The organism is Erysipelothrix inopinata, from assembly GCF_014396165.1.
Classification (GTDB): domain Bacteria; phylum Bacillota_I; class Bacilli_A; order Erysipelotrichales; family Erysipelotrichaceae; genus Erysipelothrix; species Erysipelothrix inopinata.
On record NZ_CP060715.1, the window covers coordinates 581524 to 607208 of the forward strand.

Below are 25685 nucleotides of genomic sequence, written 5' to 3' on the forward strand. Positions count from 1 at the left end.
GAGTAGTCCTCCTCTTATTTATCTCCGAATTTCCAGTTAATGAATAATGTTTGTAATAATTGTGCTAGAGCTGAAATCATCCAGTAAAGACTCATACCAACATTCCATTGTAAAGCAATGAATACAATCATGATTAATGATGTGTACATCATTCCGTTTGCATTGTTCTTTGGTTTTGGATCATATGGACGTAAGCGCATTTTCTTCTTAGCAAGATATTGTGGTAAGAACATTGATAGAGCTTGACAGATTGCCATCAAGATATAAATTGAGATAATTACAACATTACCTGTTTTGAATCCATCCATTGGTGTTTCAATTAACGATTGACCCATGATTGATCCATTAATAATATTTGCTGAACGACCTACAGCTTGATACATTGCAAGCATGATAGGAATTTGTAAGAATGCACCACCCAATGCTGCCATTGGTTTGATTTCATGTTTTTCAAATAATTTTTGAATTTCAGTAGCTTTTTGTAATTTAGCTTGTTCATCAGTACGGTTACGGTATTTCTCTTCAATCTTGGCCTGTTCAGGTCCAATCAATTGCATTTTTTGTTGTTGAATTGTTGATTGAATTGTTCCCTTTAATGTTAATAGTTTAATTAATAGTGTAACAACTAGGATTGCTCCAAATGCTCCAACATACTGAGCAAAGAAGTTAAGTAACTGGGCAATCGGCCATACGAATAATGCGCTGAACCATCCTTGTGATCCAAAATTCCATGCATCACCAAGGGTAATGATCATTTCTGGCTTAACTTGTTTTGTTGCTGGGTCAATATAGTTTGTACACCCTGTAAGAGCAATTAACAAGATACCGAGAAACAATATCTTTTTATATTTTCTCATTTAAATCTCCTAACATACGTTTCCTTTACATTTTAACCGTTTTCATAAGTTTTTCCAAGTCTTTTTCATTATCATCATAAGACTTCGAAAAATATCCTTTTCTGACGATAATTATCACATCATATTTCCCATCATATGGGGCTAGATGTTGTAACATAGAACGAACTTGTCGTTTGGTTTTATTTCTAAGTACTGCATTTCCCAATTTCTTAGGAACTGATATTCCGAATCGTGCATGATCTTCTTTTCGCTCTTCTATATATAGTGAATAAGATTTCGAATTATGAAATCTTCGGCCACGCATTATTTTTTGAAATTCATCCGATTCTTTGACGCGATATTCTTTTTTCATATTTGACAAAAAAGTCACCCAAGTGGGTGACCATTATGCAGATAACACTTTTCTTCCTTTTGATCTACGACGTGACAATACGCGACGACCGCCTACTGTTTTCATACGTGCTCTAAAACCGTGGACCTTCTGGTGTTTCCGTTTGCTCGGTTGATAAGTTCTCTTCATTGAAAACCACCTCCAGTTCTTGTATATACTACGAAGAGCAAATGCTTTAAAATTATATATAATTCCACTTAGTTTGTCAATGAAGTTGAGGATACTCCTTAACTTTTTTTTATTTATTCTACTTTTATGTGTTAAAAAGGGGTCTTGGTATCTATATATAAGGATTGTTTTTATCATGATTTTTCATCCAATTCTGAAGGAATTCGTCGTAGTTATCCACAATTTCAGACCTTCTTTTTAAGTTCGTTGATATCTTGGGGTATTGATGTTAATAAGTCATGTTTGATATTTCTCTAAATTTTCACATTAATTTTAATCAACACCATTTGGGAACGTTTTAATAACAGTGTTTATCCACATATTGTGGAAAGTGTTGAAAACTATATTATAGCTAATGTTAAGAGGCTATTTCTATGTTCTTAACTTGTGGTTTAAAATTATATTTCTCCACAGAAGTCACACTGTGCACATGCCTGTTGATATTTTATAACAATCCCCAAAGTATCCACATTAAGAATTTTGTTAACAATTGTGGAAAACTGTTGATAACATACTCTTTATGCACTCTTTTTGGGTTATACGTTGTGGATAACCTGTGGGGAAGAAAATTACCACTTTTTTATGATTTATATTTTGGTATTATAGTACATACAAGGAGAGCTGCTATGACTACCATGAAATTTTATTTGGACGATATTTGGGCCAAAACAAAAAGTCTCATCAAAGAGAGTAATTATTTCGATGAGCCAATATTCAATACTTATATTCAAGACACGACCTTAGCTCTATTAACAGATACTAAGGCTACGATTATAGTTCCTACTTACCTACAAAAGGTAATTCTTACCGAAGAACTTAACTTCTTCAATGAAACAATTCAAAAAACTCTCGATAAAGAGACCATCCAGTGTGAAATTCTTCTCGAAAATGAGTTTAAGAAACCTCAAGAACTTCGCCAAGAGGAGGCTCCACTCGTTGTTGCACCACGTCAAGTTCAAAATGATGGGATTGCATCCAACCAAACTTTCGATAATTTTGTGGTTGGGCCAAGTAATAAAGAAAGTCACTCTGCTGCCTTAGGATGTGCGTATCGTCCCGGACAATTCTATACACCGCTCTTTATCTACGGTAATTCAGGATTGGGTAAAACTCACTTACTGAATGCGATTGGGAACTACATTAAGAAACTGAATCCAGATGCTAAAGTACTCTATACTTCAAGTTCTGATTTTGTTAGAAAAGTAGCAACCTGTATTCAAAATAGAACGATTGAAGATTTTAAGGATCAAATGTACGCTCTTGATGTCCTTCTTATTGATGACATTCAATTCCTTGCAGGGAAAGAAAAGTCACATGAGATTTTCTTCCATATCTTTAATGAACTTATTTATAATAAAAAACAAATTGTCATTACCAGTGATCGTCTACCGACCGATATTAAAGGTCTTGAAGACCGTCTCATTAGCCGCTTCTCATCAGGGTTATCGGTAGGAGTTGATTCTCCAGAGTTTGAGACTTCTCTCGCCATCTTGGAAATGAAAATTAAGAATAAATCTGTTGATCCTTCAATCTTTGATGAAGATGTTCTCAGTTATATCGCATCAAATTTCTCAAAAGATGTCAGAATGTTGGAAGGTGCATTAAATCGTCTTCTCTTCTATTCCATTGAATTCTCACAAAATGACCACATTAATCTGGAAACAGCCATGAATGCATTCAAAACAAATGGTGAACAAATCTATACCAATGAACTGGATACCAAAACAATCAAAAGAATTGTTGCAGACTACTATGGCTTAACGCAAACACAGCTTGTTTCCAAGGCTCGTACCAAGGCTATTTCTAATGCGCGACATATTGCTATCTACCTATGTCGTAAACATCTTGATCTTCCTTACAATAAGATTGGTGAAGATTTTGGGAAGCGAGACCATTCAACGATTATAAGTGCCTGCGATAAGATTGATAAAAAGATAAAAACTGATCCATTACTCGCTCGAGCTATTTTCGAGATTGAGGAGAAGTTTAAATAAGTTATCAACAGTTATCCCCAATGTTTAAACACCGTTTTTCAGCTAAATATCCAATGGTGAGTGGCTTCTTAAGAGTTTCTCAACATATCCACACCCCCTAATAGTATTAATTTACTTATTTAATCTATAATAATGCTTTTCATTGATAACTCATTTGTCATTTGGATGCTTAAATATTTAAGATTATACAAGGCTGTTATGGGATTGAATGTGTTATAATTTATATAATTGTTTGGAGGAATTTATATCTATGAAATTTACAATAAAAAAACAACCGTTTTATAAATCATTGTATTCAGTTGGTCGTGCTGCATCAAATCATTCACCATTACCAATTCTTTCAGGAATTCATATTACTTTAGAAAATGATACATTAACGTTTATTGCTAGTGACTCAAACATTTCTATTAAAGAAGTATTACATGCTACAGAAGATAATAAGCTCACTGTATTTGAAGAGGGAAGCGTTGTATTAGAATCACGATATATTTTAGAAGCGGTTCGTAAACTTGATGATGAAGTTATCAGTTTCGAAATTATCGACGGAGCATTAACACGTATTAGTGGGAATTCTGCTGAATACAACATTAATGGCAGTAAAGCAGATGCATACCCTGCGATTGATTTTAGAAAACCTGAAGTATCCTTTGATATTCTTGGTAAAGAACTTGCAGAGATTATTTCTCAGACTGCTTTTGCCTGTGCAACAAGCGAAGAACGTCCAATTCTTACAGGGGTAAACTTTAAAGCAGAAGGAACAACTTTAAATTGTGTTGCATCGGATAGTTATCGTCTTGCAAAGAAAACTATTGAATTAAAAGAACCCATGAACTTTAATATTGCAGTACCTGCATCTAATTTGATGGAAGTTATGAAATCAATTGCTGAAGATCAAGATGTAACTGTGGCTGTTTCTGACAAGCTTGTTCAATTTTATGTGCAAGAAACATTAATTCAATCACGTCTCATCGATGGTATCTTCCCTGATGTCAATCGTTTGATTCCTAATGAGTATGGTTTTGAATTAACAGTGAATGCCCATGACATGGTTAATGCTATTGATCGTTCGTCATTTCTTAAGAGTGAAGGTTACTGGACTGTAAAACTTGATTTAACGCCATCCACAGCGATTGTGAGCTCTCATTCACAAGAGATTGGGTCATCAGAGGAGACATTATCTCCCATTGATTACAAGGGTGGTAACCTCAAGATATCATTCAGTGGTCGATATATGATTGAAGCATTGAAGTCATTCAGAACGGATATTGTGAAGATATTATTCGTAGGTGAAATGCAGGCATTTATCCTAAAAAATCCACAAGATGATTCAATCGTTCAATTGGTTTTACCAGTTCGTACATTTGATTAATAAATAATATCAAGAAGCACACTCGCAAGTGCTTCTTTTTAGTTTCTTTCGTTGTGGATAAATAGTGAAATTTATTCCGAAATGTAGTATAATAAGAAGGTATTGAAAAGGATGGATTCTATGAAAAAAGAAGTTCCGTATATCACTTTAGGACAATTTCTTAAAGTGAATGATTATGTAAGTTCCGGTGGTGAAGCAAAACACCTTATTCATACATTTTCAATCCAAGTAAACGGTGAAGATGATAACCGTCGTGGACGAAAATTGTATCCAGGTGATGTTGTTGTAGTGAATGGCAATTCACATATTATTGAATAAAATGAGAATTGACGCTGTTGAACTTAAAACTTTTAGAAATATAGCTCATCTTAAATTAAGCTTTGATGATAATCTAATTATCTTTGTAGGGGATAATGGCCAGGGAAAGACCAATATTATTGAATCCTTCGTCTATCTTGCCTCAGGGCGTTCTTTCAGAACCGCAAAGGATCATCATCTCATTCAGAGAAACGCTGAATTTTCTAAGATTGATGCTCATGTGCTGAAAGACAATAAAGTGAATCAATTACAAGTAGTTTTAAGTGAATTCGGGAAATACATGACTGTAAACCAAAGATCGCTTAAAAAAGCATCTGAGTTTTTAGGTCATTGTAATATTGTGTTGTTTGCTCCCGATGACTTGAATTTTTTTATTGACTCACCTAAGAATCGCCGTAAGAACATTGATTATGAATTGGGAAAGTTATCGCGTCATTATTTGGATTACTTATCAAAAGTAAATCATATTATCAGCGAGAGAAATTCATATTTGAAAACAAATTCTGTTGATGAGGATTTTCTTGATATTCTCACTGATAATTTAATTCTTAATTCGATTCCTATTATCGAGCAGCGCAAGCGATTTTGTGAAAGTTTAAATCCTTTAATTGCGAAATATTATAAATTGTTTAGTGAATCGGATGATACGATTCGACTTAACTATGAATCGCAATTTAACAAAGGGGAGTCACTTGATGCAACGTATCTTAAACAAAAATATAATGATTCAATTCGAAGGGATCGCCAATTTGGGTTAACGCATGTTGGAGTTCATCGTGATGATTTTGTTTTTGAGATTAATGATGTCGTCGTTTCGCAAGTTGCTTCTCAAGGTCAAAAGCGGATGATTATGCTTGCATATAAATTCGCAATTATCGAACTTGTTAAGGATTTAATCGGAGAATATCCAATTTTATGTTTGGATGATTTGTTTTCTGAGTTAGATATGACTCGAAGAAGATTAGTTTTAGATACATTACCAGATGCGATGCAAGTGTTTATTACGACGACGGATACAAGTTTTGTACAAACGCGTAAAAAACATGTCATTTATAGAATCAAAGATGGTAATGGTATGAAGGAGGTTAGTCATGACGAATAGTAATAAAAAAGTAGAGCATTCTTATACATCTGATGATATTCAGGTATTGGAAGGTCTTGAAGCAGTTCGTAAGCGTCCGGGGATGTATATCGGTTCCACATCGGCACGTGGGTTGCATCATTTAGTTTGGGAAATCGTTGATAATGGTATTGATGAGGCTCTCGCAGGTTTTGCAACAGAGATTGTAGTTACGGTTGAAAAAGATAATATTGTTTCTGTTAAAGATAACGGTCGTGGGGTTCCAGTAGGAATTCATGAAAAGACAGGTGTCTCAACAGCAGAAACAATTTATACTGTTTTACATGCTGGTGGTAAATTCGGTGGTGGTGCATATAAGGTTTCAGGAGGACTCCATGGGGTTGGTGCCTCTGTAGTTAATGCGCTCTCTGAATTCTTAGAAGTTGTCATCGCTATTGATGGCACTGAATACTATCTGAAGTTTGAAAATGGTGGTAATGTTACAGTTCCACTTAGAGAAAATGGGAAAACGGACGAAAAGGGAACGAAAGTTCGCTTTAAACCTGATGCAACTATCTTTAAAGAAACAACTGAATTTTCTCATGATGTCTTAAGAGATCGTCTTCGTCAAATGGCATTTCTTAATAAGGGAATCCGTATTGTCTTTATTGATGAACGTGAACCAGAAGCAACACGTACTCAAGTCTTTGAGTATGAAGATGGTCTTCTAGAATACGTTAAATTTGTTAATAAAAATAAAACACCTATTCATCAACAAATTGTTTATTGTGAAGGTGAAGAAGATAATATTATGGTAGAAGTTTCCATGCAGTATAATGATGGTTTCGTTCCTAATATTTACACTTTCTGTAATAACATTAATACGCAAGAAGGTGGAACTCACGAAGATGGTTTCCGTCTCGCTTTAACGCGTGTTATTAATAATTATGCTAAAGATAAAAATCTTGTGAAGAAGGATGATGAAGGATTTGTGGGAGATGATGTTCGTGAAGGACTGACTGCCATTATTTCTGTAAAACATCCAGATCCTCAATATGAAGGACAAACTAAAACAAAGTTGGGTAACAGTGAAGTTCGTAAAATCGTTTCTAGCGTATTTGGAGCACAATTTGAACGTTACCTAATGGAGAACCCAGATGATGCGAAAATCATCGTTGAAAAGGCTATTGTTGCTTCTAAAGCTCGAGTAGCAGCTAAGAAGGCACGTGAATTAACACGTCGTAAGGGTGCGCTTGAAGTTTCATCACTTCCAGGTAAACTTGCTGACTGTTCAAATCGTAATCCAGCTGAAAGTGAAATCTACCTTGTTGAGGGTGATTCCGCTGGCGGATCTGCAAAACAAGGCCGTGATAGTAAATTCCAAGCGATTTTACCATTGCGAGGTAAAGTAATTAACGTTGAAAAGGCACGTCTCCACCGAATTTTCGAAAATAATGAAATTCGAATGATGCTTACAGCGTTTGGTACAGGAATTGGCGAAGAATTGAATTTAGAGAAACTCCGTTATCATAAAATCATCATCATGACCGATGCTGACGTCGATGGGGCTCACATTAGAACCTTACTTCTTACATTCTTCTATCGTTTCTTAAGACCTGTTATTGAGGGAGGGTATGTGTATATTGCGCAACCACCACTCTATAAAATTTCTCGAGGTAATAAATTAGCATATGCTTACTCAGATGAAGAACTTGAAGAATTAAAACCAGAATTTGGTGATCGTTTCAATGTTCAACGATATAAAGGTCTTGGGGAAATGAACCCAGAACAACTTTGGGAAACCACAATGGATCCTCAAACTCGTACTCTGATTCAAGTTCATATCGAAGATGCAATGGAAGCAGATATGATTTTTGAAACCTTAATGGGTGATGAAGTTGGACCACGTCGTGAATTCATTCAAGATAACGCACAATATGCTGATCTAGATATATAGGAGGATACTATGGAAGAAACAAACTTTGATAAAATTAAGCAACGTAATATCGCCGAGGAAATGAAGAAATCCTTCGTATCCTATGCGATGTCTGTTATTGTTGCACGTGCACTTCCAGATGTACGAGATGGACTTAAACCAGTTCACCGTCGTATTCTCTATGCGATGAATGACTTGGGAATGACAAGTGATAAACCTTATAAGAAATCTGCACGTATCGTTGGGGAAGTTATCGGTAAGTATCACCCTCATGGTGATACAGCTGTTTACGACTCAATGGTACGTATGTCACAAGATTTCTCATACCGTTACATGCTTATTGATGGTCATGGTAACTTTGGTTCAATTGATGGTGATGGTGCCGCTGCAATGCGTTATACTGAAGCACGTATGTCAAAAATATCGATGGAACTCGTTCGTGATATCAATAAAAATACGGTTGATTTTGTCGATAACTATGATGGTGAGGAAAGCGAACCATCAGTTATGCCATCACGATTCCCTAATATATTAGTGAATGGTGGTACTGGGATTGCGGTTGGTATGGCAACAAACATTCCACCTCACAATCTTGGCGAAGTAATTGATGGTACGATTGCATTAATTGATAATCCAGACATCACAATCAAAGAACTCATGGAAAACTACATCTATGGACCAGACTTCCCTACGGGAGCTTATATTCTTGGTCGTTACGGTATCAAGTCTGCATTTGAGACAGGACGTGGTTCTGTTGTAATGCGAGCTAAAGTTGATGTAAAAGAGATGCCAAATGGTAAACATCAACTCACAGTTACTGAGATTCCGTACCAAGTAAATAAAGCCAACCTAGTTGAAAAAATCGCGAACTTAGTTCGTGAAAAAGAAGTTGAAGGTATTACAGACTTACGTGATGAGTCAAACCGTGATGGTATTAAGATTATTATTGAACTTAAAAAAGAAGTCCAACCGGAAGTTGTATTAAATCAACTATACCGTCTTACTGCACTTCAATCATCATTTGGGGTTAACTTATTAGCCCTTGTTGATGGTAAACCTCAATTGTTGAATATTCTCGATGTACTTAAGAATTATCGTGATCATCAAATTGAGATTATTACACGTCGTACACAATTCGACCTTAAAAAAGCTGAAGAACGTGCTCATATCTTAGAAGGATTGATTATTGCTCTTGATCATATTGATGAAGTTATTTCAATTATTAGAACTTCTAAAGATGATCCGGAAGCAAGTGCAAAACTTAACGAACGATTTGAGTTATCAGAAGTTCAAGCAAAAGCAATTCTTGATATGCAATTACGTCGTCTTACAGGATTGCAACGTGATCGCATTGAAAATGAGTATAAAGAACTTCAAGCATTAATTATTGATTTGAGAGATATTCTTGCAAATCATGAACGTTTATTAGGTATTATTAAAACAGAACTCACAGAAATTAAAGATAAATTTGGTGATGATCGCCGTTCAGAAATTATTGATGCGGATATCGACATGCTTGATGAAGACTTAATTCCTGTTGAAGATATTGCGGTTACATTAACAATGAATGGTTATATTAAACGTACAACTGTTGATTCCTTTAATGTTCAAAACCGTGGCGGTAAAGGGGTTAAAGGAATTAGTACATATGATGAAGATGTTGTTGATCAATTCCTCGTCATGTCAACTCATGATTCTCTCATGCTCTTTACAAACCTTGGTAAGGTTTATCGTATTCGTGGCTTTAACGTACCAGGATCAAGCCGTACTTCTAAAGGAATTCCAATTGTAAACCTCTTGGATCTTCAAGAAGGTGAACAAGTTAAGACACTTGTACGTGTTAAACAAGATGATGAAGAATCGAAGTTCTTATTCTTTGTTACCAAGTTAGGTATTGTTAAACGTGTTGCTATTGATGAATTTAGTTCAATTCGTCAAAATGGTAAGATTGCAATTAGCCTTCGTGAAGATGATGAGCTTATTGGTGTTCGTATGACTGATGGTGAAAATGAAATTATCATCGGTGGAAACAACGGTAAGGCTGTTCGATTCAAAGAAGATGAAGTAAGACCAATGGGACGTACCGCATCAGGTGTTCGAGGATTCGATGTTGATGGTGGTTATGTTGTGGGTGTTGCTACAGACCGAGAAGGACAATATATCTTAGCTATTACTGAAAAGGGATATGGTAAACGTACTGATATCCAAGAGTACCGACTCACAAAACGAGGTGCTAAGGGTGTTAAAACTGTTAATATCACGGATAAAAATGGTGCACTTGTTGCGCTTCGTGCTGTTGATGGACCTGAAGAACTGTTTGTTATTTCAAGTGAGGGTATTGTTATCCGAACTGAAGTTGATAATATTGGAATCTATGGCCGTTCTACGATCGGTGTTCGTATCATCAATGTTGGTGAAACTGATTCAGTATCATCCATTGCTATTCTAAAAAATGATAATGAAGCTGAAGAAGGCGAATAAGTCATAGAAACAACTGAAGAATAAACAATCAAGTAGGAACAATTTGTTCCTACTTTTTCTTATTTGAAATCAGCGAGCATGTTGCCATATAAGGTTGTTTATAGACGTTTTAAACAACTTTATACCCAACTATAAGTAAATGTTCATCAAAGAATTTTCGTGCTTTAAAGCGGCTGTAAATATGCAAAGGTTTCATTCTATATTTAACTTGTGAATTTTATGATTAATTACACTATTGTTTTGTAAATTGAGAGTCTTAGATCAATTTAACTCAATAAATAAGTAAAAACATATCAATAATGATACTTATTAATAATCAAGAATGCTAGGATTAAATAAAGAGAGGTATTACTATGAAAATTGATTTGAATGAATCTTTTTACTCGAATACAGTGAATTATCCAGAATTAAGAGATGCACTCGTAGAATTCGGTTTTAAACCCATGAAAAATGATTTAACCTACAACACAGTAGGAAAAACAATCAAACTAAAACAAGCAATTCAACATATAAATAAAACTGAAGAAGAACTCGTCGTTTTCTTAAATGAAAGAGGTATGGAGGTAGAAATACATGAGTCGTAATAAAGTAGAACAACTTGCTGATATGATACTTCGTCTCCATGAAGGTGAAGATCAAGAAACAGTTAAAGAAACTTTCCGTGAGGAGTTCGGAAGTGTTGCTTCATCAGAAATTATTGCCATGGAACAACAATTAGTAAACCAAGGAATGCCCATTGCAGAGATTCAACGTTTGTGTGATATTCATGCTGATATTTTTGATGGATCGATTGAAGAAATTCATAATGTGACATCAGAAATGGAACGAGAAGGACATCCTGTCAAAGTGCTTAAAAATGAAAACGAGGCACTTTCTAAGCTTCTAGAAGAAATGTTCCCCAATGTTTTAGATTTTGAAGCCGGAAAAGATATGCGTGTTGACATCCTAAGTCAATGTAACGTCCTTCAAGATTTAAATAAACATTACAAGAGAAAAGAAGAACTTTACTTCCCTCTTCTTGAGAAACACGGGTATGATGCACCGCCTAAGGTTATGTGGGGTGTTGATGATGAGATTCGTGCGGATCTAAATGCATTCCATGATCGTATCATTAATACTCAAACTGAAGGCATTGTAACCATTTTTGAAGCACTACGAAAACGAATTGAAGATATGATTTTTAAAGAAGAGATGATTTTGTTACCCATGATTCAAGATGAAGTGACTGAAGATGATTGGCTCCAAGTTGCCGAGGATTCTCACGAAATAGGCTACTGTATAGTGGCTCCTAATGAACGCTGGATTCCTTATAGGAAAAGTTTTTATGATAAAGTTAAAGATGATTTAAGAGTTAAAGAAAACTCAATCCACTTTGAAGTAGGGAGTTTGAAGTTTGAAGAACTCGAAGCAGTAATGAATGTTTTACCCTTCGATGTTACGTTTATTGATAAAGATGATATTTTCAAATATTTCAACCAGACATCAGAAAGAACATTCTTCAGATCTAAAGCTCAAATTGGTAGAAAAGTACAGCATTGCCATCCACCACGTTCTGTTGCGATGGTTGAAGCCATTCTTAATGATTTAAAATCAGGAGCAAAAGATAAAGAAAGTTTCTGGATTGAAATGGGTCCTAAACTTATCTATATAACCTATCTTGCAGTTAGAGATGCTTCTGGACGTTATCTTGGAACTGTGGAAGTAACACAAGATATTAAACCACTCCAAGGTATAGAGGGTCAAAAAAGACTTCGCTAAAGTATCTTTACTTTATTATGAATAACGTGATTAAATAGAATTAATCATGATTGCGAGGAAAACTCTATGAAATCTACATTCTGGGACAGATTTGCGAAAAGCTATGATAAAAATTCTTCAATTAATGAAGAACTTTTAAATTTGATTCGTTCATACTCTATGCCTGATTTTGAGGTCTTGGAAATTGGAACAGCAACTGGAGAAATGATTTTATCTCTCGCCCCTTATTTCGCTAAAGGTATTGGCATCGATTACTCTGAGATGATGATTAAAGAAGCGGAGAAGAAGATTAAGCCTGACAATATTACATTCAAAGTAGAAGATGCAACGAATCTATCTTTTGCTGATGAATCTTTTGATTTGATTTTTACGATTAGTACGTTGCATGTCATTAACCCATTAGAAGATGTCCTAACGTCGATACATCGTGTCTTAAAACAAAAAGGTACCTTCATTGCCATTGTACCGATTGTAAACCACAATTGGTTCAAAGCACAATTCGAAAAAAGCGTGATGAAATCTTTGAAATTTAATAATTATGATGTGGAAGAATACATATCCTGTTTTGAAGAGTGTCATTTCATGATTCTTGATCATTTTACTTCTATTGATAAAAAAAGTGAGATATTTATAATAAAACGATGAAAACAGTACAATTTTGTGCTGTTTTTATATTTAACACTTTACATTATACCCACTATATACTGTAAGATTGATTTACTTGGAGGTTGAATATGTATGAAAACTAACGATGTAGAACAAATTATTGGCGTCTCGAAACAAACACTCTTCTATTATGAAAATGAAAAACTAATCGATGTAGATCGGGATGACAATGGTTACCGTAATTACTCTCAAGCTAATATCGATCAACTTAAAATGATAAAATATTTGCGTGACTTAGGAATTTCTATTGATGACATTCGCCTAGTTCTTTCTGGAGATATTAGTTTTAATGAAATACTGAAAATTCAGAAAAGTCACTTAGAAATGAACTTGGATGAGCAAAGACAAACTTTTGATAAACTAAAAGATCTTGTGAACAAAGAAAGTCCCTTAATTCCTGATATTGATAAATTAGAAATCGACTCAAAAAAGTATCCTTTAAGTTATTGGAAAAGCACTGATAATCCTTCTTTAGGTAGAAAACTAACATCAGGATATCTTTTAAGAAGTTTTTTATCGATAGCATTCCCAATATTGATTCTATTTACTCTTGGCTATATTGGCGCGACAGATAAGTTTTCTTTTGGAATGTTTTCGTTGGTGATTTTAGGTGGCCTTATTTTAGCGTATGTATTATTGGCATCTGATTTAATTCCTAATGGAAAACCTATGCAAACGTCACGATTAAATTTTGTAGAGCTTGGAGAAAACGGTATTGAGTACTATACAAGTCAGGGATTATTTAAGAATATGAACGCTATTAATAAGATAGTAAGAGGGACGTATACGTTTAAATCAGTCCCTTATGAGGAAATTAAAGAATTAAAGGTGCTACCTAGAATTCGCTACATGAATCCATCAAGTTATTCTATTGCCATGAATCTCGTATCTTTAGATTTCAATTTTCTTTTTCCTGACGGAACTGATATCTTTATGTATTCCCCGATGATATTAAATAAAGATTCTCAATGGATTTCCGCAATTCTTCTTGAAAAAGTAGATAACATTAAGGATAAGAAGGGGATTCTTACGAAAATAAGAAACGGAGAACAGCTTGATCCCGCAACTTTAGCTTAAGCTGGTTCACTTCATCCGGTTAGTGTCAAATAAGTGGGGGAAAATAATGGTTTCTTTAATTTCTGCTGATATGTGCCTTAAGCCATCTTGAACTCGAGGATTTATCGTAAGCATTTCGTTGTTCGAACATCGAGAAGTCATATTTGGCTTCTTTTTGTTTTATACTTTTAGGATCTATTGAATCTAAATATAAGTTTCTAATATCGATATGGTTAAGGAATAAGTTTCTTAGATTAAGATAAGCATTTAAATTTTCTTTGCAGTATCCCTTAGGTCTATTTGAGTATATAGAAGCGAGATTATGACTGATAGCTGACTCCATACTACAACCTATTTTCAAGCCGTTGTAGCTGTACTGTATCGCAAGAGTATTGCGTAGTATATAATTACATTTTTCTTCTATTGTTTTTTGACGATTTGATTGTTCTGTACCATCTATCAAGGTTTGAATGATTTGATTAAAGGTTTCAGTATTTCCGTTAATTATATTGGAGGCGAGGATTTCTTTTGTAGGTTTATCTGTGGTGATATGATTAAGTGCTTGTTTAAAGTGAAACTTATCAAGGGCAAAGCTACTATGAGAAAATTCACGAGTTCCTGACTTAATCCATAAAGCACCATCTCCGAGTATGGTAATATTCTTGATTTTATCCATATCATACGTGATTGATAAGAGGTCATATACACTATTCCAGAAATTACTTTCAGTTCCTGAATAAACCATTTTATTAATCAATTGACGGCGCTTCTGAGGTCCTTTTATACCTTCAAAAATTACAGCTGACTTGACCATGACAGACTGAGATTCATTACGTTGCATATGAACATACTTTTCATCGGCCATGATGTATAAGTGACTTGGTGTAGGCTTAGGCTCACAAAGTTCAGACAGTGACGGCAAGGGACGTTTAACGGTATTATAAACTGTTTGTCTTGATATACGATAATGTTCACGATGCTGAGACGTTGAGAAAGAAGAAAAGATTCTGTCACCAATCTGCTCTCCGACTTTAATCATTGAATTTTGATTCGCAAAAGTCTCCACAATCATGCACTTTACGCATGGGTCATAGCGATCATATTTAGGTAAACCTAGTTTGCGATCGACATAGATAAAGGTTTTTCCTGTAGTCTTATCTTTGTAGATAGTTCGTTTAAACTTCACGACTCCAAATACAGTAATAAGGGTGCGTTCACGTGTTTGGTGAACATAGTAATCTCTTTTACGAAGTGCGGAATTCTTAAATTTTAAATCAAGAAGTTCAAAGTTTTGAACAAGATAGTCACAAGCAGCAATGCGAAGCCATTCTGAAGTATGTTCAATAAACTGAGAGTAATTACGGATCGTAAATTCTTGATTGGTAGGTTCTAAAAGGTAATTCGTTGATTCCTGGATAGACACAAATAAATTTTTTAAGGTGTTGGATAATTCAAATTGTGGTAAAATAGTCATGGCGATAGCTCACTTTCTAATAGTTTGTAGTAAAACCATTATAAGCGAGTTATCGCTTTTTGTATTCCCCCACCTATTTTACACAATCCTTCATCCGTTAAGATTGACACAGTATTAAGAGAACGATATAATCTATATAACTCAGTGATAGGGACTAATATATCAAATAATGTTTCAGAGAGGTGACGGAGGTGTGAGTCACTACATTATGATATAATTCCACCCTTGAGAGAATCGGGTGGCTCCGTTATAAGTATCAAGAAATGTTTCACGTGAAACATTTGAAGTAGGGTGGCACCACGACGAAAGTCGTCCCTTAGAGGTGTTTTTTTTAATTTAAAGGAGAATGAATATGCTAGATATTAATTTATTTCGTACCAATCCAGACCTAATCAAACAAAACTTGGATAAGAAATTTCAATCTGAAAAGTATGCCATGGTTGATAAGATTATAGAACTTGATATTGAATACCGCGGAATCAAAACACGTGCAGATGAGTTACGTGGAGAAAGAAATGCTTTAAGTAAGCAAATTGGAATCCTTATGGGGAAAAAGGAATTCGAAGAAGCTGAAGCCGTTAAAGCTAAAGTTAAAGACTTTGCGATTGAGTTAGAAAACATCGAAGAACGTGAAGAACCACTTTTTGAGGAAATTCAAAACTTGATGATGCAAATTCCTAATATAATTGCTGATGATGTACCAATCGGAAAAGATGACAGTGAAAATGTTGAACTTTATCGTGAGGGTGAACTTATCGATAAAGGATTTGATGTTCCTTATCATACAGAGATTATGGAAACATTTGATGGGATTGACTTGGATGCTGCTCGTAAAGTGAGTGGTACAGGGTTCTACTATCTTCAAAAGGATATTGCGCGTCTTCACTCAGCAATGACTTCATATGCTCGTGATTTTATGATTGATCGTGACTATGATTATGTCATTCCACCATTCATGATTCGTGGGAGAGTAGTTACTGGCGTTATGAGTTTTGAAGAAATGGAAAATATGATGTATAAGATTGAAGGTGAAGACTTGTATCTTATCGGTACGAGTGAACATTCAATGATTGGTAAATATATTGATACAATTACTGATAGTTCAAAATTGCCACAAAAACTTACAAGTTATTCACCATGCTTCCGAAAAGAAGTAGGTGCACATGGAATTGAAGAACGCGGTGTCTATCGTATTCATCAGTTTGAGAAACAAGAAATGGTTATCGTATGTCATCCAGATGATAGTACACGCCTATTTGAAGAGTTATATCACTATACAGTAGACTTCTTCCGTAGCTTAGATGTTCCTGTTCGTGTTATCGAATGCTGTTCAGGTGATCTTGCAGATCTTAAACACAAGTCAGTTGATGTTGAAGCATGGAGTCCACGACAAGAAAAATACTTCGAGGTTGGAAGTTGTTCTAACCTAACGGATGCACAAGCACGCCGCTTAAAAATTAGAATTGATACCCCAGAAGGCCGTATGTTTGCTCATACACTTAATAATACAGTTGTTGCGCCACCACGTATGTTGATTGCTTTCCTTGAGAACAATCTCCAAGAAGATGGTACAGTATTAATTCCAGAAGCACTTCGTCCTTACATGGGATTCAAAGAAAAACTTGTTCCACAAAAATAAAAGACTCGTAAGAGTCTTTTTACTTGGTATTTAATCTTTCATTAATAATTGTGATAACTGCTTCTTCATCATTCGTTCCAATGACCTGAGATGCCGCTTCTTTGATAACGTCTACCGCATTACCCATTGCATAGGAATGGTCTACGGATTTCAACATTTCCAAATCATTATTATAATCACCAAAAGCCATGGCTTCGGATGAGTCTACGTTCAGTGAATCTCTAAGTATAGATAATGCTTTACCTTTATTGATGCCTTGATTCATAACATCAATCCAAATTTTACCAGCTACAACTGTATTAAAATCATTACCAAGGTTTGGATTAGCTTGTTCATCAAATATTTGTTGGGCATCTGTTAGGTTCATTAAAGTAACTTTCACAATATCATCTTCGACGGTACGTAAATCATCAACGAAGACACTAACAGGGTAGTATTCATATAGCATTGCTTTGTGCTCGTCTGAATAGCATTTTACATAACACGTATTGATACCGCAGAGAACAACGGAACTTTGTTCTGCTTGTTCAAGTACTGAAATTATACGATCAAGATTTTCTTTTGATATTGAATCAAAGTGAATGATTTCATTGTTGTGTTCGATAATGGCACCATTATCTGAAATGAATGAAAATGGTAAGTTAATGTCTTGTACTTTTTTCTTAATACTAAATAGGGTTCTACCACTAGCGAGTACGAACTGAATGTTCTCATCGAAGACTCTAGAGACGGTTTCTTCGAATGAATTTGGTAGAGTAGAATCACTCTTAAGTAGAGTATGATCCATGTCTGTTGCAATTAATTTAATCATAAGTACCTCCGACAAAATTATAGCATAATGTTTCACGTGAAACATTGATTTATACCTTATATCTGTTATAATAATACTTGCTACTACAACATTATCTAATGAACCAGGTCAGGGTAGGAATACAGCAGCCTTAATTTAGCTCTAGTGTGTGTAGTGGCTTTTTTATATCCAAAAGTAAAAGGAGAGATCCTCATGAAAAATGTATTTATGAAAGAAGCAATCGAAGAGGCAAAGAAAGCATACAATCTTGATGAAGTACCGGTGGGTGCTGTTGTCGTCAAAGATGGTGTCATCATTTCACGAGCACACAATATGAGAGAAACCTTGAAGAAACCAAGTGCTCACGCTGAAATTATCGCAATAGATAAAGCAGCAGAAGTTATTGGTAGTTGGAATTTATCGGAATGCGATCTTTATGTCACTTTAGAACCCTGTCCAATGTGTGCGGGTGCTTTACTGCAGTCAAGAATACGGAAAATATATTTTGGTGCGCAGGAACCTAAGAGTGGGTGTTTTGGATCTGTTGCTGATTTTCGAGAGATTCAAGGATTTACACACTATCCAGAAATTGAAGGAGGCATTCTCCAAGAAGCGTGCCAAGAAATCATTCAAGATTACTTTAAAGAAAAACGCCAAGATACAGTTCAAGTAAAAAGAGTTACGACGCAAGAACAACTCCAACAATGTTTGGATATCAGAAAAAAAGTGTTTGTACAAGAACAACATGTAGATATCTCTATAGAGGTTGATCAATACGATGTCATTGATTCGGAAGAAGTTAAACATGTCATTGCGGTATATCAAGGATCTGCTGTAGGAACCTTACGTTACTTCAAAGAAGGAAAACGTTACAAAGTGGGTCGTGTAGCAGTATTATCAACACATAGAGGTCTTGATATTGGCACGAAGATGCTTAACTATGTAGAGAAACAAGCACTAAACAATGGCATTGAAGAAATATATTTAGGTGCACAATGTAGAAGTATGAAATTCTATCTTAGAAATGGATATGAAGCTTATGGTGATGTTTATGAAGAAGCTAATATCGAACACCAGTATATGAAGAAAAGTCTAAAAGAAAAGGGGCTCTAGTGAGTCCCTTTAATGTTTAAGTGAGTGGTATAACTTCGACCAGTTCTGCTTTCACAATCGTTCGCCAAGGATTGACAGTGGATTGTTCGGTACAGGTTACGAGTGTTAATGTTGTTTTACCAGGAGTATCTTCGAGTACGGAAGTATCAGTATAGTGAACGTGGTCATCAATATTATAAATCTTATATACGAATGTGTTCTCTTTGTTACTGATTTTAACTTCGTCACCATTTTCAAGTTTATCGAAGTTTCTAAAGACACAGCTTGCACAACGTCCATTATGACCAGCTATTGAGAAGTTTCCTTCCAATGGTGGTTCAACAGAACGTTCCCAGGCTACAACATAACGATTAAGATAAGACCAATCATCTGATTTCATAATGAGATGATTCACATCTAATTTCTCAATCTCGATAGTACCCCAAACAGTTCCAGTGGTTGCTTCTTCAGGTAATTCTTCGTCATCACTAAGTTGTGGTGCGTTCATGAAGTTTTGAAGATCACGTTTTTGTTGTTCTCGTTCAATATAGTTCACGACAAAATCCTTGCCGATGAGTGTTAACCCAGCGACAATCATGATTACGCCTAGAACTCCAAGGAAGCTCACTTTTCTTTTCTTTTTCTTATTGTTTTCCATAGATTAATTATAGGATAATAATTGTTGGAATACAATAGAACCGACCTATGATATAATGTTAGAAAGGTGATGAAAATGGCATATCAATCGTTATATAGAAAGTATCGTCCTGCTACAATGGATGAAGTTGTAGGACAAGAACATATCTTAAATATTCTTAGAAATTCAATCATAAAAGACAAGGTATCACATGCATACCTCTTTTGCGGTCCGAGAGGTACTGGAAAGACATCGATTGCGAAAGTCTTTGCCAATGCCATTAATTGTGAAGAACAAGGACAATTTGCCTGTGGCAAATGTCCGAACTGTCTTGCAAGCCAAGAGGGTAATCATCCTGACCTCATAGAAATTGATGCAGCAAGTAATAACGGAGTTGATGAAATACGAAGTGTTATTGACCGTGTGAAGTTTACACCAATTTTAGGTAAGTATAAAGTTTATATTATTGATGAGGTTCATATGCTATCTCAAGGTGCTTTTAATGCACTCTTGAAGACTCTAGAAGAACCACCAAGTCATGTTGTATTTATTCTCGCAACAACTGAAATTCATAAAGTTATTCCAACGATTATTTCACGTTGCCAGCGATTCGACTTTATGAGAATTCCAGATCGTCAAATTGAAGAACGATTGGATTATGTACTCCAACAAGAAAATGTAGAAGCTGAACCAGGAGCAACAGCACTTATTGCTTCCCTATCTGGGGGAGGACTTCGTAATGCTCTCACAATCTTAGAAAAAGCGATTATCCTTGCGGATGATCGAATTACAGTAAGTGAAATTTATGAATCAAACAGTATGTTAACTGTTGATGGAAAAATTAAATTATTTGATGCTATTAGTACAAAAGATATGAAACAGTTGGTTCAAGAAATTGAAGTGATTCAAAAGAAGTCTGTTCAACATGATCGTGTCCTTACCGACTTTGTTCGCTCATTGAAGGATAGTATTGTTTATGAGAAGACAGGTGCAACCGGTGATATGGAGTTTGATCTGGATTTTATTAAATTCTTGGTATCATCATTCAGAATGGATTATCGTTTTAAAATGATTACAAAGTTATTGGAGTATGCAGATAAGATGCGCTACTCACAAAATCCCGAAATATACTTTGAGGTGGCACTGATTGATTTATTTAATCTCTATAATCCTGAAGTAATCCGAGATTCTGTAAGACAAGAACCAATCGTTCACGAAATTAAACCTGAAATTGTGAAAGAAATAGTTGTAGAAACTGAATACAATGAACCAACAATTAAAGCAGAACCAAGTGAGCCAGCTGTTGAAGTTCAAGAGGAACCTAGAATTGAAGCAGTAGAAGAAAATCATGAAGTAGAAGAAGAACTGTTATCCGAAGAATTCGAAGAAGATCTCGAAGAATTCTTTGAAGAAGAAGTAGAAGCTCTAAATCCAACACATGGATATGAAACTACGAATACCAAGATAATTAACGATACGATGGATCTTGTTCGGTTAATGGTAGGTGCAGACAAAGAACTACGATTTGAAGATGAGAAAAAATTCACAAAGTTGGATGAATATCGCACCCACTTAACGTGGGCTAAATGTGCACGTCTTTTAGGTGGTGGAAAAATTGCACTTAGTAGCCATGATTATGTTCTCGTTATGATGAATCATGAAATTGAAGTCAATGAGATTTCAGAGGAACGGAACCTTGAAGAATTAAATAATTTTTCAAAAGTGATTTTTGGGAAAGAAAAGCGAATTCTTGCAACGCAACCTGATTCATTCAAGGATGCGGTCGAATCTTTTGTTTCTCTATCACAATCAGGAAACTTACCAGAACCGTTTGATACTTCTTGCTTCAAAGTAGTATCTCAAGAAATGTCAGTTGAACAGACAAAAGATGACAAAATAGATAAATTAAATGACCTCTTTGGAGAGCGTTTAAACATAATTGAATAGAGGTGTAGGAAATGTATCCAAGTTCGTTAGAAAAGTTAATAGAGAGCTTTAAAATGCTTCCTGGGGTCGGGCAAAAGACTGCAGAGAGATATGCTTTGCATATGTTGGAGCAAAATGTTGAAAAAGTGGATGAATTTTCTAAATCAATGGTTGATGCTCACGAAAAAATCAAACCTTGTCATGTATGTCATAATTTTACTGAACATGATCTGTGTTCGATATGTGAGGATGGCACTCGTGATAAATCAATCATCTGTGTCGTAGCAAGTGCACGTGAAGTGATGGCAATCGAGAAAATGAATCAATTTCACGGTGTTTATCATGTATTAGATGGATTGATTTCCACACAAAAAGGCATTCTACCTGACGATTTGAATATTGATAATCTCATCAATCGAATTGATGAATCGGTTACTGAAGTAATCCTAGGTTTAAACGCTACTGTCGAAGGAGAAATGACTTCCCTTTACTTGGCAAAAAAACTCGAAAACAAGACAACGGTAACGCGTCTTGCTTTTGGTCTCCCTATCGGTGGTCATCTTGATTATGCTGATGACATGACATTAATGAAAGCATTTGAAGGAAGAAATAAATTATAGGAGGAAATTATGAGCTCAATCGCGTATATATCAGATGAAAAAATGCTTGAATATCACCGAAGTTGTGGCAATCGTCATATTAATTTCTGGCGTTTGAGTATCAAAAAATTTGAACGATTTGGTGATGGAGACCTCCTCTTCTTTATTGATAAAAGACATGTTCATCCCCAAACCAAAGAAAAGGGTATTATTGGTTATGGACGAGCACGTAAAATTAGAACTATGAGTGTAAAACGTACTTGGACTGAATACGAAGAGATGAATGGTTACCAATCATATCAACTCTATAAAGAGGCCATTTTGAATATTAGTAAAGATAATGTTATTCCAAAGCAAATTCAGTCAATTGAACTAGATCACGTTGTATTCTTCAAAGGACCCATCTACTTAAGTGAAGTAGATTTTGAACTTACCAGAAATCTTGAATCGTTTACTTATCTACGAAATAATGTAGCACAAGAATTTTTAGAAAAATCAGATAGAATTGGTATTGATTCATGGTTTGCATTAATGAATCAAAACATTGAAATCAATCTAATCTACGAGGATATTCAGGAACAAAAAATTAGGAACGTGCTTTCTAAAATCAATATTGATTGGACATATCAACAAGAAATGTTACTAAATAACATTGAAGATATCCAAAAAATTGGCCCCCTTGGTTATCGCTATAATGAGATGAAGAGTGATATTTACATTCCATGTTCATCACTCAAGAATCAATATTATGAAATCTTAGGCATTGCAACATGGATAAAAAAAGAACTTGAAGATTTCAAGTTCAATGTATATGTCGTAATGAGAAATACAGGTTCTCATGATGATCAAGAAAAATATCTTAAATCTTCGAATTTAATGCCCTTATATATTTAGGTTTTGATTCGTGATACTCAATATTATAACTTTGTAATTTTTCTTTATAGTGATCATATGCGAGAGGGTGATCTTCAAAGAGCTCATACTCCAGTTCATAGTCAGTATGATGCTTAAATTCCGTTTTATCTAAACACCAGACACCGTATTGGTCTTCCATGAGGTGTCTTTTTGTTTTGCTTAGTGCAACTTCACGCATATCGCTAGGATCAATATCATACTCGCGTAAAAATCTTTCAATATCAGGATCATTAAGATCTTTATCCTCTAGAATTTTTTCGAGTTCTAGTACGCCTTTCTCTTGAGGAATTTTAATGGTGAGTTCGAATGTGTTGTCGTATTCTCGAATACGACACATGATTGAATGCGAGAATAAATCACGATTTAAAGTATCATAATAGGTGTTAATTTGTAATGCACCTTGATCGAAAGGTAACGCTTTTCGAAGTGAATTATAAAGGGACTCATCTAGCATTGTTTTGTATTCAATTTCAATATTTTGTTTCATATAACTATGTTACAATAAGTTAAGAAGAAAGGGAAGTGGCGATGAAACGATTTACTTTAGTTAACCGTGGTGATGATGAATCGAAGCGTGTCTGTGAATATATTCGGGAATCATTAACTTCTAACGGTAAGATATACGATCCCGTTGATCCTGACTTAGTAATTAGTGTCGGAGGGGACGGAACATTACTAAAAGCATTGCATGATTGGATTCATAAAATCGATCGTGTTGCGTTTGTTGGAATTCATACAGGAACCTTAGGCTTTTCTACGGACTATGTTGCTGATGAAGTTGATGATTTTATTCAAGATTGTTTACGAGGACCTTTTGAAATTGAAGAGAAAAGGCTTTTGGAAGCAGTTTGTATCAATTCAGTTCAAGAAAGTAAAATAATTGCTTTGAATGAAATTCGGGTAGAAAATATCGTAAAGACTCAGGAGATGGATATTTATCTTGATGGTGTATATTTTGAAACGTTTAGAGGAAACGGCGTTTGCATCTCTGGTCAATATGGTTCAACAGCATACAACCGTTCTATTGGTGGGGCTGTCATTTTCCCAGGACTTGATTTGCTGCAACTCTCTGAAATATCGGGAATTCATCACCGACATGCTCGAAGCATGGGCTCACCCTTGATTATGAATCCCGAATCCGAAATTGTCTTGAAACATGAATCGTTTGACCATGCACTCCTTTGTTATGATCATCTTCATATGCATTTAGATGGAATTCATGAAATTAAAATATCGAGTTATCCTTTACCAATGAGATTCGCTAGATATAAGGCAGTGCCTCATATTCAAAGACTTAATGCACTATTTTAAAAAAAAGATGCCACGGCATCTTTTTTAGTGTTTATGTAAGTTTTGCGTATCACTGTACATTTGGTATGCGACTGCAATTGGAACCATATATGAAATTAATGACGATCCCCCATAAGATATGAACGGAAGGGTAATTCCAGTAATTGGAAGTACGGAGAGAATCATCCCCATATTTTGGAAACCTTGGAAGATTAGCATTCCTAGGATACCCATCATAAAGTATCGTTCTTTCTGTAGATTTGATTTTAATGTATTCCATGCAAGTTTAAAGTATAGTGCAAATGAAGTGAGTATTACGGTACATCCACCGATAAATCCAAAGTTTTGATTAATAACTGCAAAGATAAAATCTGTTTGGGCTTCAGGGAAGTGTGCAATGACTTGGAAGAAAGGACGATGTCCTGTTACTCCAGCAGTTCCAATTGATAGAAGTGCTTGGAAAACTTGATACCCGTCGGTTAATGCATATTTCTCATAATCAAGCCAACCATTAAAACGATTCAGTCGATACCCTGTAGCACCACCACCTAATAGTGAGTTAAGAATATCGGGGAAATTATAGTATAAGAACACAATGCCAAATAACGCTCCGAATGCAATTCCAAATACAATAAAGAACCATTCTTTTCGAACACCTGAAATTAGGAACATGGTTGCTAAACTAAAGAGGATAACAATTGGAACTCCGGTGTCTGGTTGTAAGAAGATAAGGATAAATGGAGGCAGTGCCCATGCCGCCATCTTTAGAAAGAGTTGCCAGTCACTTCTGAATGAATACTCTGTTTTATTAGCGTTATGTTCTTGAATAATATTTGCTGATTTAATACAGAGAACGATTTTTACAAACTCAGAGGGTTGGAAGGATCCGATACCTGGAATAATATACCATGCGTATGTACCATTAATTTGAGGCATTAGTTTTGGGAATATGTGTGTAAATCGTGCGACGAGAAGTCCAACGAGAAATACCATTAAAATCCAGTACATAATATCAACAAAGGTAAAGATTCTTTCAACGCCTATTTTTAGAAGGGCAATAACAGTAACAATACCGATTGAATACCACATAATTTGTTTTTGTACGATAGTTTTTGCTTCGTGTACGTTCATGAGTGGTCGTGCCATATAAATTGAAACAAAACTGATCAGTGCTAGAGCAATGAGTAGCATTGTTAGGACACGATCGACTGTGAACTGACGTTTGCTTTCATTTATAAATTTGTTCATAAAGCCTCCTTTTGCGAATGC

The 25685-nt window shown here is 35.2% G+C and carries 24 protein-coding genes, 1 other RNA gene and 1 other annotated feature; of the genes, 17 read left to right on the plus strand and 8 right to left on the minus strand.

Features of this window, described 5'->3' with window-relative positions; genetic code table 11:
- Positions 1-14 precede the first annotated feature (14 nt).
- Genes yidC through rpmH form a run of 3 tightly spaced genes read right to left on the minus strand, consistent with a single transcriptional unit; the run spans position 15 to position 1377 of the window.
- Positions 15-857: a membrane protein insertase YidC gene (yidC, locus tag H9L01_RS02890; RefSeq protein WP_187534531.1), complete on the minus strand. Its 843-nt coding sequence runs from the start codon at positions 855-857 to the stop codon at positions 15-17.
- 25 nt (positions 858-882) lie between these two features.
- A complete protein-coding gene (gene rnpA / locus H9L01_RS02895) occupies positions 883-1209 on the minus strand; it encodes a ribonuclease P protein component (RefSeq protein ID WP_187534532.1) in 327 nt (108 codons plus the stop codon).
- 33 nt (positions 1210-1242) lie between these two features.
- The gene (rpmH, locus tag H9L01_RS02900) at positions 1243-1377 is read right to left on the minus strand and encodes a 50S ribosomal protein L34 (protein WP_003774176.1); all 135 of its coding nucleotides are present in this window, start codon (positions 1375-1377) and stop codon (positions 1243-1245) included.
- Positions 1378-2042: 665 nt separating this feature from the next.
- On the opposite strand from rpmH, the gene dnaA reads away from it, so the two are divergent.
- From dnaA to H9L01_RS02950, 10 genes are all read left to right on the plus strand, one after another.
- Complete coding sequence (dnaA, locus tag H9L01_RS02905; protein WP_187534533.1) at positions 2043-3410, plus strand: chromosomal replication initiator protein DnaA; 1368 nt, start codon at positions 2043-2045, stop codon at positions 3408-3410.
- A 250-nt stretch (positions 3411-3660) separates the two neighbouring features.
- Positions 3661-4779, plus strand: a complete 1119-nt coding sequence (dnaN, locus tag H9L01_RS02910) for a DNA polymerase III subunit beta (protein WP_187534534.1) — start codon at positions 3661-3663, stop codon at positions 4777-4779.
- A gap of 111 nt (positions 4780-4890) precedes the next feature.
- On the plus strand, positions 4891-5097 hold the full coding sequence (locus H9L01_RS02915; RefSeq protein WP_187534535.1) for an RNA-binding S4 domain-containing protein: 207 nt from the start codon (positions 4891-4893) through the stop codon (positions 5095-5097).
- Between the two features lies 1 nt (position 5098).
- Entirely contained in the window at positions 5099-6199 is a 1101-nt protein-coding gene (gene recF, locus H9L01_RS02920; RefSeq protein ID WP_187534536.1) for a DNA replication/repair protein RecF, read from the plus strand.
- Positions 6189-8114: a DNA topoisomerase (ATP-hydrolyzing) subunit B gene (gene gyrB / locus H9L01_RS02925; protein ID WP_187534537.1), complete on the plus strand. Its 1926-nt coding sequence runs from the start codon at positions 6189-6191 to the stop codon at positions 8112-8114. Before recF ends, gyrB begins: the two co-directional genes overlap by 11 nt.
- 9 nt (positions 8115-8123) lie before the next feature.
- Complete coding sequence (gene gyrA / locus H9L01_RS02930; protein WP_187534538.1) at positions 8124-10574, plus strand: DNA gyrase subunit A; 2451 nt, start codon at positions 8124-8126, stop codon at positions 10572-10574.
- Between the two features lie 353 nt (positions 10575-10927).
- Positions 10928-11158, plus strand: coding sequence for a DUF1858 domain-containing protein (locus tag H9L01_RS02935; RefSeq protein ID WP_187534539.1), 231 nt, complete (start codon positions 10928-10930; stop codon positions 11156-11158).
- Positions 11148-12332 carry a DUF438 domain-containing protein gene (locus tag H9L01_RS02940; protein ID WP_187534540.1) on the plus strand — a complete coding sequence of 395 codons (1185 nt, stop codon included), beginning with the start codon at positions 11148-11150 and terminating at the stop codon, positions 12330-12332. The genes H9L01_RS02935 and H9L01_RS02940 overlap by 11 nt, the downstream gene beginning before the upstream one ends.
- A gap of 66 nt (positions 12333-12398) precedes the next feature.
- Positions 12399-12977, plus strand: a complete 579-nt coding sequence (locus tag H9L01_RS02945; protein WP_187534541.1) for a class I SAM-dependent methyltransferase — start codon at positions 12399-12401, stop codon at positions 12975-12977.
- A 93-nt stretch (positions 12978-13070) separates the two neighbouring features.
- A complete protein-coding gene (locus H9L01_RS02950) occupies positions 13071-14075 on the plus strand; it encodes a MerR family transcriptional regulator (RefSeq protein WP_187534542.1) in 1005 nt (334 codons plus the stop codon).
- 55 nt (positions 14076-14130) lie between these two features.
- Here H9L01_RS02950 and H9L01_RS02955 read toward each other — a convergent pair whose 3' ends face one another.
- Positions 14131-15528, minus strand: a complete 1398-nt coding sequence (locus H9L01_RS02955) for a UPF0236 family transposase-like protein (protein WP_187533310.1) — start codon at positions 15526-15528, stop codon at positions 14131-14133.
- A 135-nt stretch (positions 15529-15663) separates the two neighbouring features.
- Positions 15664-15848 (plus strand) — a binding site (T-box leader).
- Between the two features lie 32 nt (positions 15849-15880).
- Here H9L01_RS02955 and serS point away from each other — a divergent pair.
- On the plus strand, positions 15881-17167 hold the full coding sequence (serS, locus tag H9L01_RS02960) for a serine--tRNA ligase (RefSeq protein WP_187534543.1): 1287 nt from the start codon (positions 15881-15883) through the stop codon (positions 17165-17167).
- A 19-nt stretch (positions 17168-17186) separates the two neighbouring features.
- Here the strand turns inward: serS and H9L01_RS02965 are convergent, their stop codons facing one another.
- Positions 17187-17978, minus strand: a complete 792-nt coding sequence (locus H9L01_RS02965; RefSeq protein ID WP_187534544.1) for an HAD family hydrolase — start codon at positions 17976-17978, stop codon at positions 17187-17189.
- 76 nt (positions 17979-18054) lie between these two features.
- Here H9L01_RS02965 and ffs point away from each other — a divergent pair.
- Positions 18055-18142: signal recognition particle sRNA small type (gene ffs / locus H9L01_RS02970), an RNA gene on the plus strand.
- Positions 18143-18170: 28 nt separating this feature from the next.
- Positions 18171-19070 carry a GNAT family N-acetyltransferase gene (locus H9L01_RS10925; protein ID WP_187534545.1) on the plus strand — a complete coding sequence of 300 codons (900 nt, stop codon included), beginning with the start codon at positions 18171-18173 and terminating at the stop codon, positions 19068-19070.
- Positions 19071-19086: 16 nt separating this feature from the next.
- On the opposite strand, the gene H9L01_RS02980 is transcribed toward H9L01_RS10925, so the two are convergent.
- On the minus strand, positions 19087-19707 hold the full coding sequence (locus H9L01_RS02980) for a sortase (RefSeq protein WP_187534546.1): 621 nt from the start codon (positions 19705-19707) through the stop codon (positions 19087-19089).
- Positions 19708-19782: 75 nt separating this feature from the next.
- Between H9L01_RS02980 and dnaX the strand changes: the two genes are divergently transcribed.
- The 3 genes from dnaX to H9L01_RS02995 are packed head-to-tail and all read left to right on the plus strand — an operon-like array spanning position 19783 to position 23105.
- Positions 19783-21633, plus strand: a complete 1851-nt coding sequence (gene dnaX / locus H9L01_RS02985; RefSeq protein ID WP_187534547.1) for a DNA polymerase III subunit gamma/tau — start codon at positions 19783-19785, stop codon at positions 21631-21633.
- 11 nt (positions 21634-21644) lie between these two features.
- Positions 21645-22232, plus strand: a complete 588-nt coding sequence (recR, locus tag H9L01_RS02990; RefSeq protein WP_187534548.1) for a recombination mediator RecR — start codon at positions 21645-21647, stop codon at positions 22230-22232.
- Positions 22233-22241: 9 nt separating this feature from the next.
- On the plus strand, positions 22242-23105 hold the full coding sequence (locus H9L01_RS02995; RefSeq protein WP_187534549.1) for a hypothetical protein: 864 nt from the start codon (positions 22242-22244) through the stop codon (positions 23103-23105).
- On the opposite strand, the gene H9L01_RS03000 is transcribed toward H9L01_RS02995, so the two are convergent.
- Entirely contained in the window at positions 23071-23613 is a 543-nt protein-coding gene (locus H9L01_RS03000; RefSeq protein ID WP_187534550.1) for a CYTH domain-containing protein, read from the minus strand. The two genes, H9L01_RS02995 and H9L01_RS03000, sit on opposite strands and share 35 nt — an antisense overlap.
- Positions 23614-23654: 41 nt before the next feature.
- On the opposite strand from H9L01_RS03000, the gene H9L01_RS03005 reads away from it, so the two are divergent.
- Entirely contained in the window at positions 23655-24437 is a 783-nt protein-coding gene (locus tag H9L01_RS03005; protein WP_187534551.1) for an NAD kinase, read from the plus strand.
- Between the two features lie 24 nt (positions 24438-24461).
- Here H9L01_RS03005 and H9L01_RS03010 read toward each other — a convergent pair whose 3' ends face one another.
- Positions 24462-25664 carry an FtsW/RodA/SpoVE family cell cycle protein gene (locus tag H9L01_RS03010; protein WP_187534552.1) on the minus strand — a complete coding sequence of 401 codons (1203 nt, stop codon included), beginning with the start codon at positions 25662-25664 and terminating at the stop codon, positions 24462-24464.
- Between the last annotated feature and the right edge of the window lie 21 nt (positions 25665-25685).

Bases quoted from the DNA above. Each gene is read 5' to 3' on its own strand.
- yidC (WP_187534531.1), bottom strand. From the start codon at position 857: ATGAGAAAATATAAAAAGATATTGTTTCTCGGTATCTTGTTAATTGCT.
- rnpA (WP_187534532.1), bottom strand. From the start codon at position 1,209: ATGAAAAAAGAATATCGCGTCAAAGAATCGGATGAATTTCAAAAAATA.
- rpmH (WP_003774176.1), bottom strand. From the start codon at position 1,377: ATGAAGAGAACTTATCAACCGAGCAAACGGAAACACCAGAAGGTCCAC.
- dnaA (WP_187534533.1), top strand. From the start codon at position 2,043: ATGACTACCATGAAATTTTATTTGGACGATATTTGGGCCAAAACAAAA.
- dnaN (WP_187534534.1), top strand. From the start codon at position 3,661: ATGAAATTTACAATAAAAAAACAACCGTTTTATAAATCATTGTATTCA.
- H9L01_RS02915 (WP_187534535.1), top strand. From the start codon at position 4,891: ATGGATTCTATGAAAAAAGAAGTTCCGTATATCACTTTAGGACAATTT.
- recF (WP_187534536.1), top strand. From the start codon at position 5,099: ATGAGAATTGACGCTGTTGAACTTAAAACTTTTAGAAATATAGCTCAT.
- gyrB (WP_187534537.1), top strand. From the start codon at position 6,189: ATGACGAATAGTAATAAAAAAGTAGAGCATTCTTATACATCTGATGAT.
- gyrA (WP_187534538.1), top strand. From the start codon at position 8,124: ATGGAAGAAACAAACTTTGATAAAATTAAGCAACGTAATATCGCCGAG.
- H9L01_RS02935 (WP_187534539.1), top strand. From the start codon at position 10,928: ATGAAAATTGATTTGAATGAATCTTTTTACTCGAATACAGTGAATTAT.
- H9L01_RS02940 (WP_187534540.1), top strand. From the start codon at position 11,148: ATGAGTCGTAATAAAGTAGAACAACTTGCTGATATGATACTTCGTCTC.
- H9L01_RS02945 (WP_187534541.1), top strand. From the start codon at position 12,399: ATGAAATCTACATTCTGGGACAGATTTGCGAAAAGCTATGATAAAAAT.
- H9L01_RS02950 (WP_187534542.1), top strand. From the start codon at position 13,071: ATGAAAACTAACGATGTAGAACAAATTATTGGCGTCTCGAAACAAACA.
- H9L01_RS02955 (WP_187533310.1), bottom strand. From the start codon at position 15,528: ATGACTATTTTACCACAATTTGAATTATCCAACACCTTAAAAAATTTA.
- serS (WP_187534543.1), top strand. From the start codon at position 15,881: ATGCTAGATATTAATTTATTTCGTACCAATCCAGACCTAATCAAACAA.
- H9L01_RS02965 (WP_187534544.1), bottom strand. From the start codon at position 17,978: ATGATTAAATTAATTGCAACAGACATGGATCATACTCTACTTAAGAGT.
- H9L01_RS10925 (WP_187534545.1), top strand. From the start codon at position 18,171: ATGAAAAATGTATTTATGAAAGAAGCAATCGAAGAGGCAAAGAAAGCA.
- H9L01_RS02980 (WP_187534546.1), bottom strand. From the start codon at position 19,707: ATGGAAAACAATAAGAAAAAGAAAAGAAAAGTGAGCTTCCTTGGAGTT.
- dnaX (WP_187534547.1), top strand. From the start codon at position 19,783: ATGGCATATCAATCGTTATATAGAAAGTATCGTCCTGCTACAATGGAT.
- recR (WP_187534548.1), top strand. From the start codon at position 21,645: ATGTATCCAAGTTCGTTAGAAAAGTTAATAGAGAGCTTTAAAATGCTT.
- H9L01_RS02995 (WP_187534549.1), top strand. From the start codon at position 22,242: ATGAGCTCAATCGCGTATATATCAGATGAAAAAATGCTTGAATATCAC.
- H9L01_RS03000 (WP_187534550.1), bottom strand. From the start codon at position 23,613: ATGAAACAAAATATTGAAATTGAATACAAAACAATGCTAGATGAGTCC.
- H9L01_RS03005 (WP_187534551.1), top strand. From the start codon at position 23,655: ATGAAACGATTTACTTTAGTTAACCGTGGTGATGATGAATCGAAGCGT.
- H9L01_RS03010 (WP_187534552.1), bottom strand. From the start codon at position 25,664: ATGAACAAATTTATAAATGAAAGCAAACGTCAGTTCACAGTCGATCGT.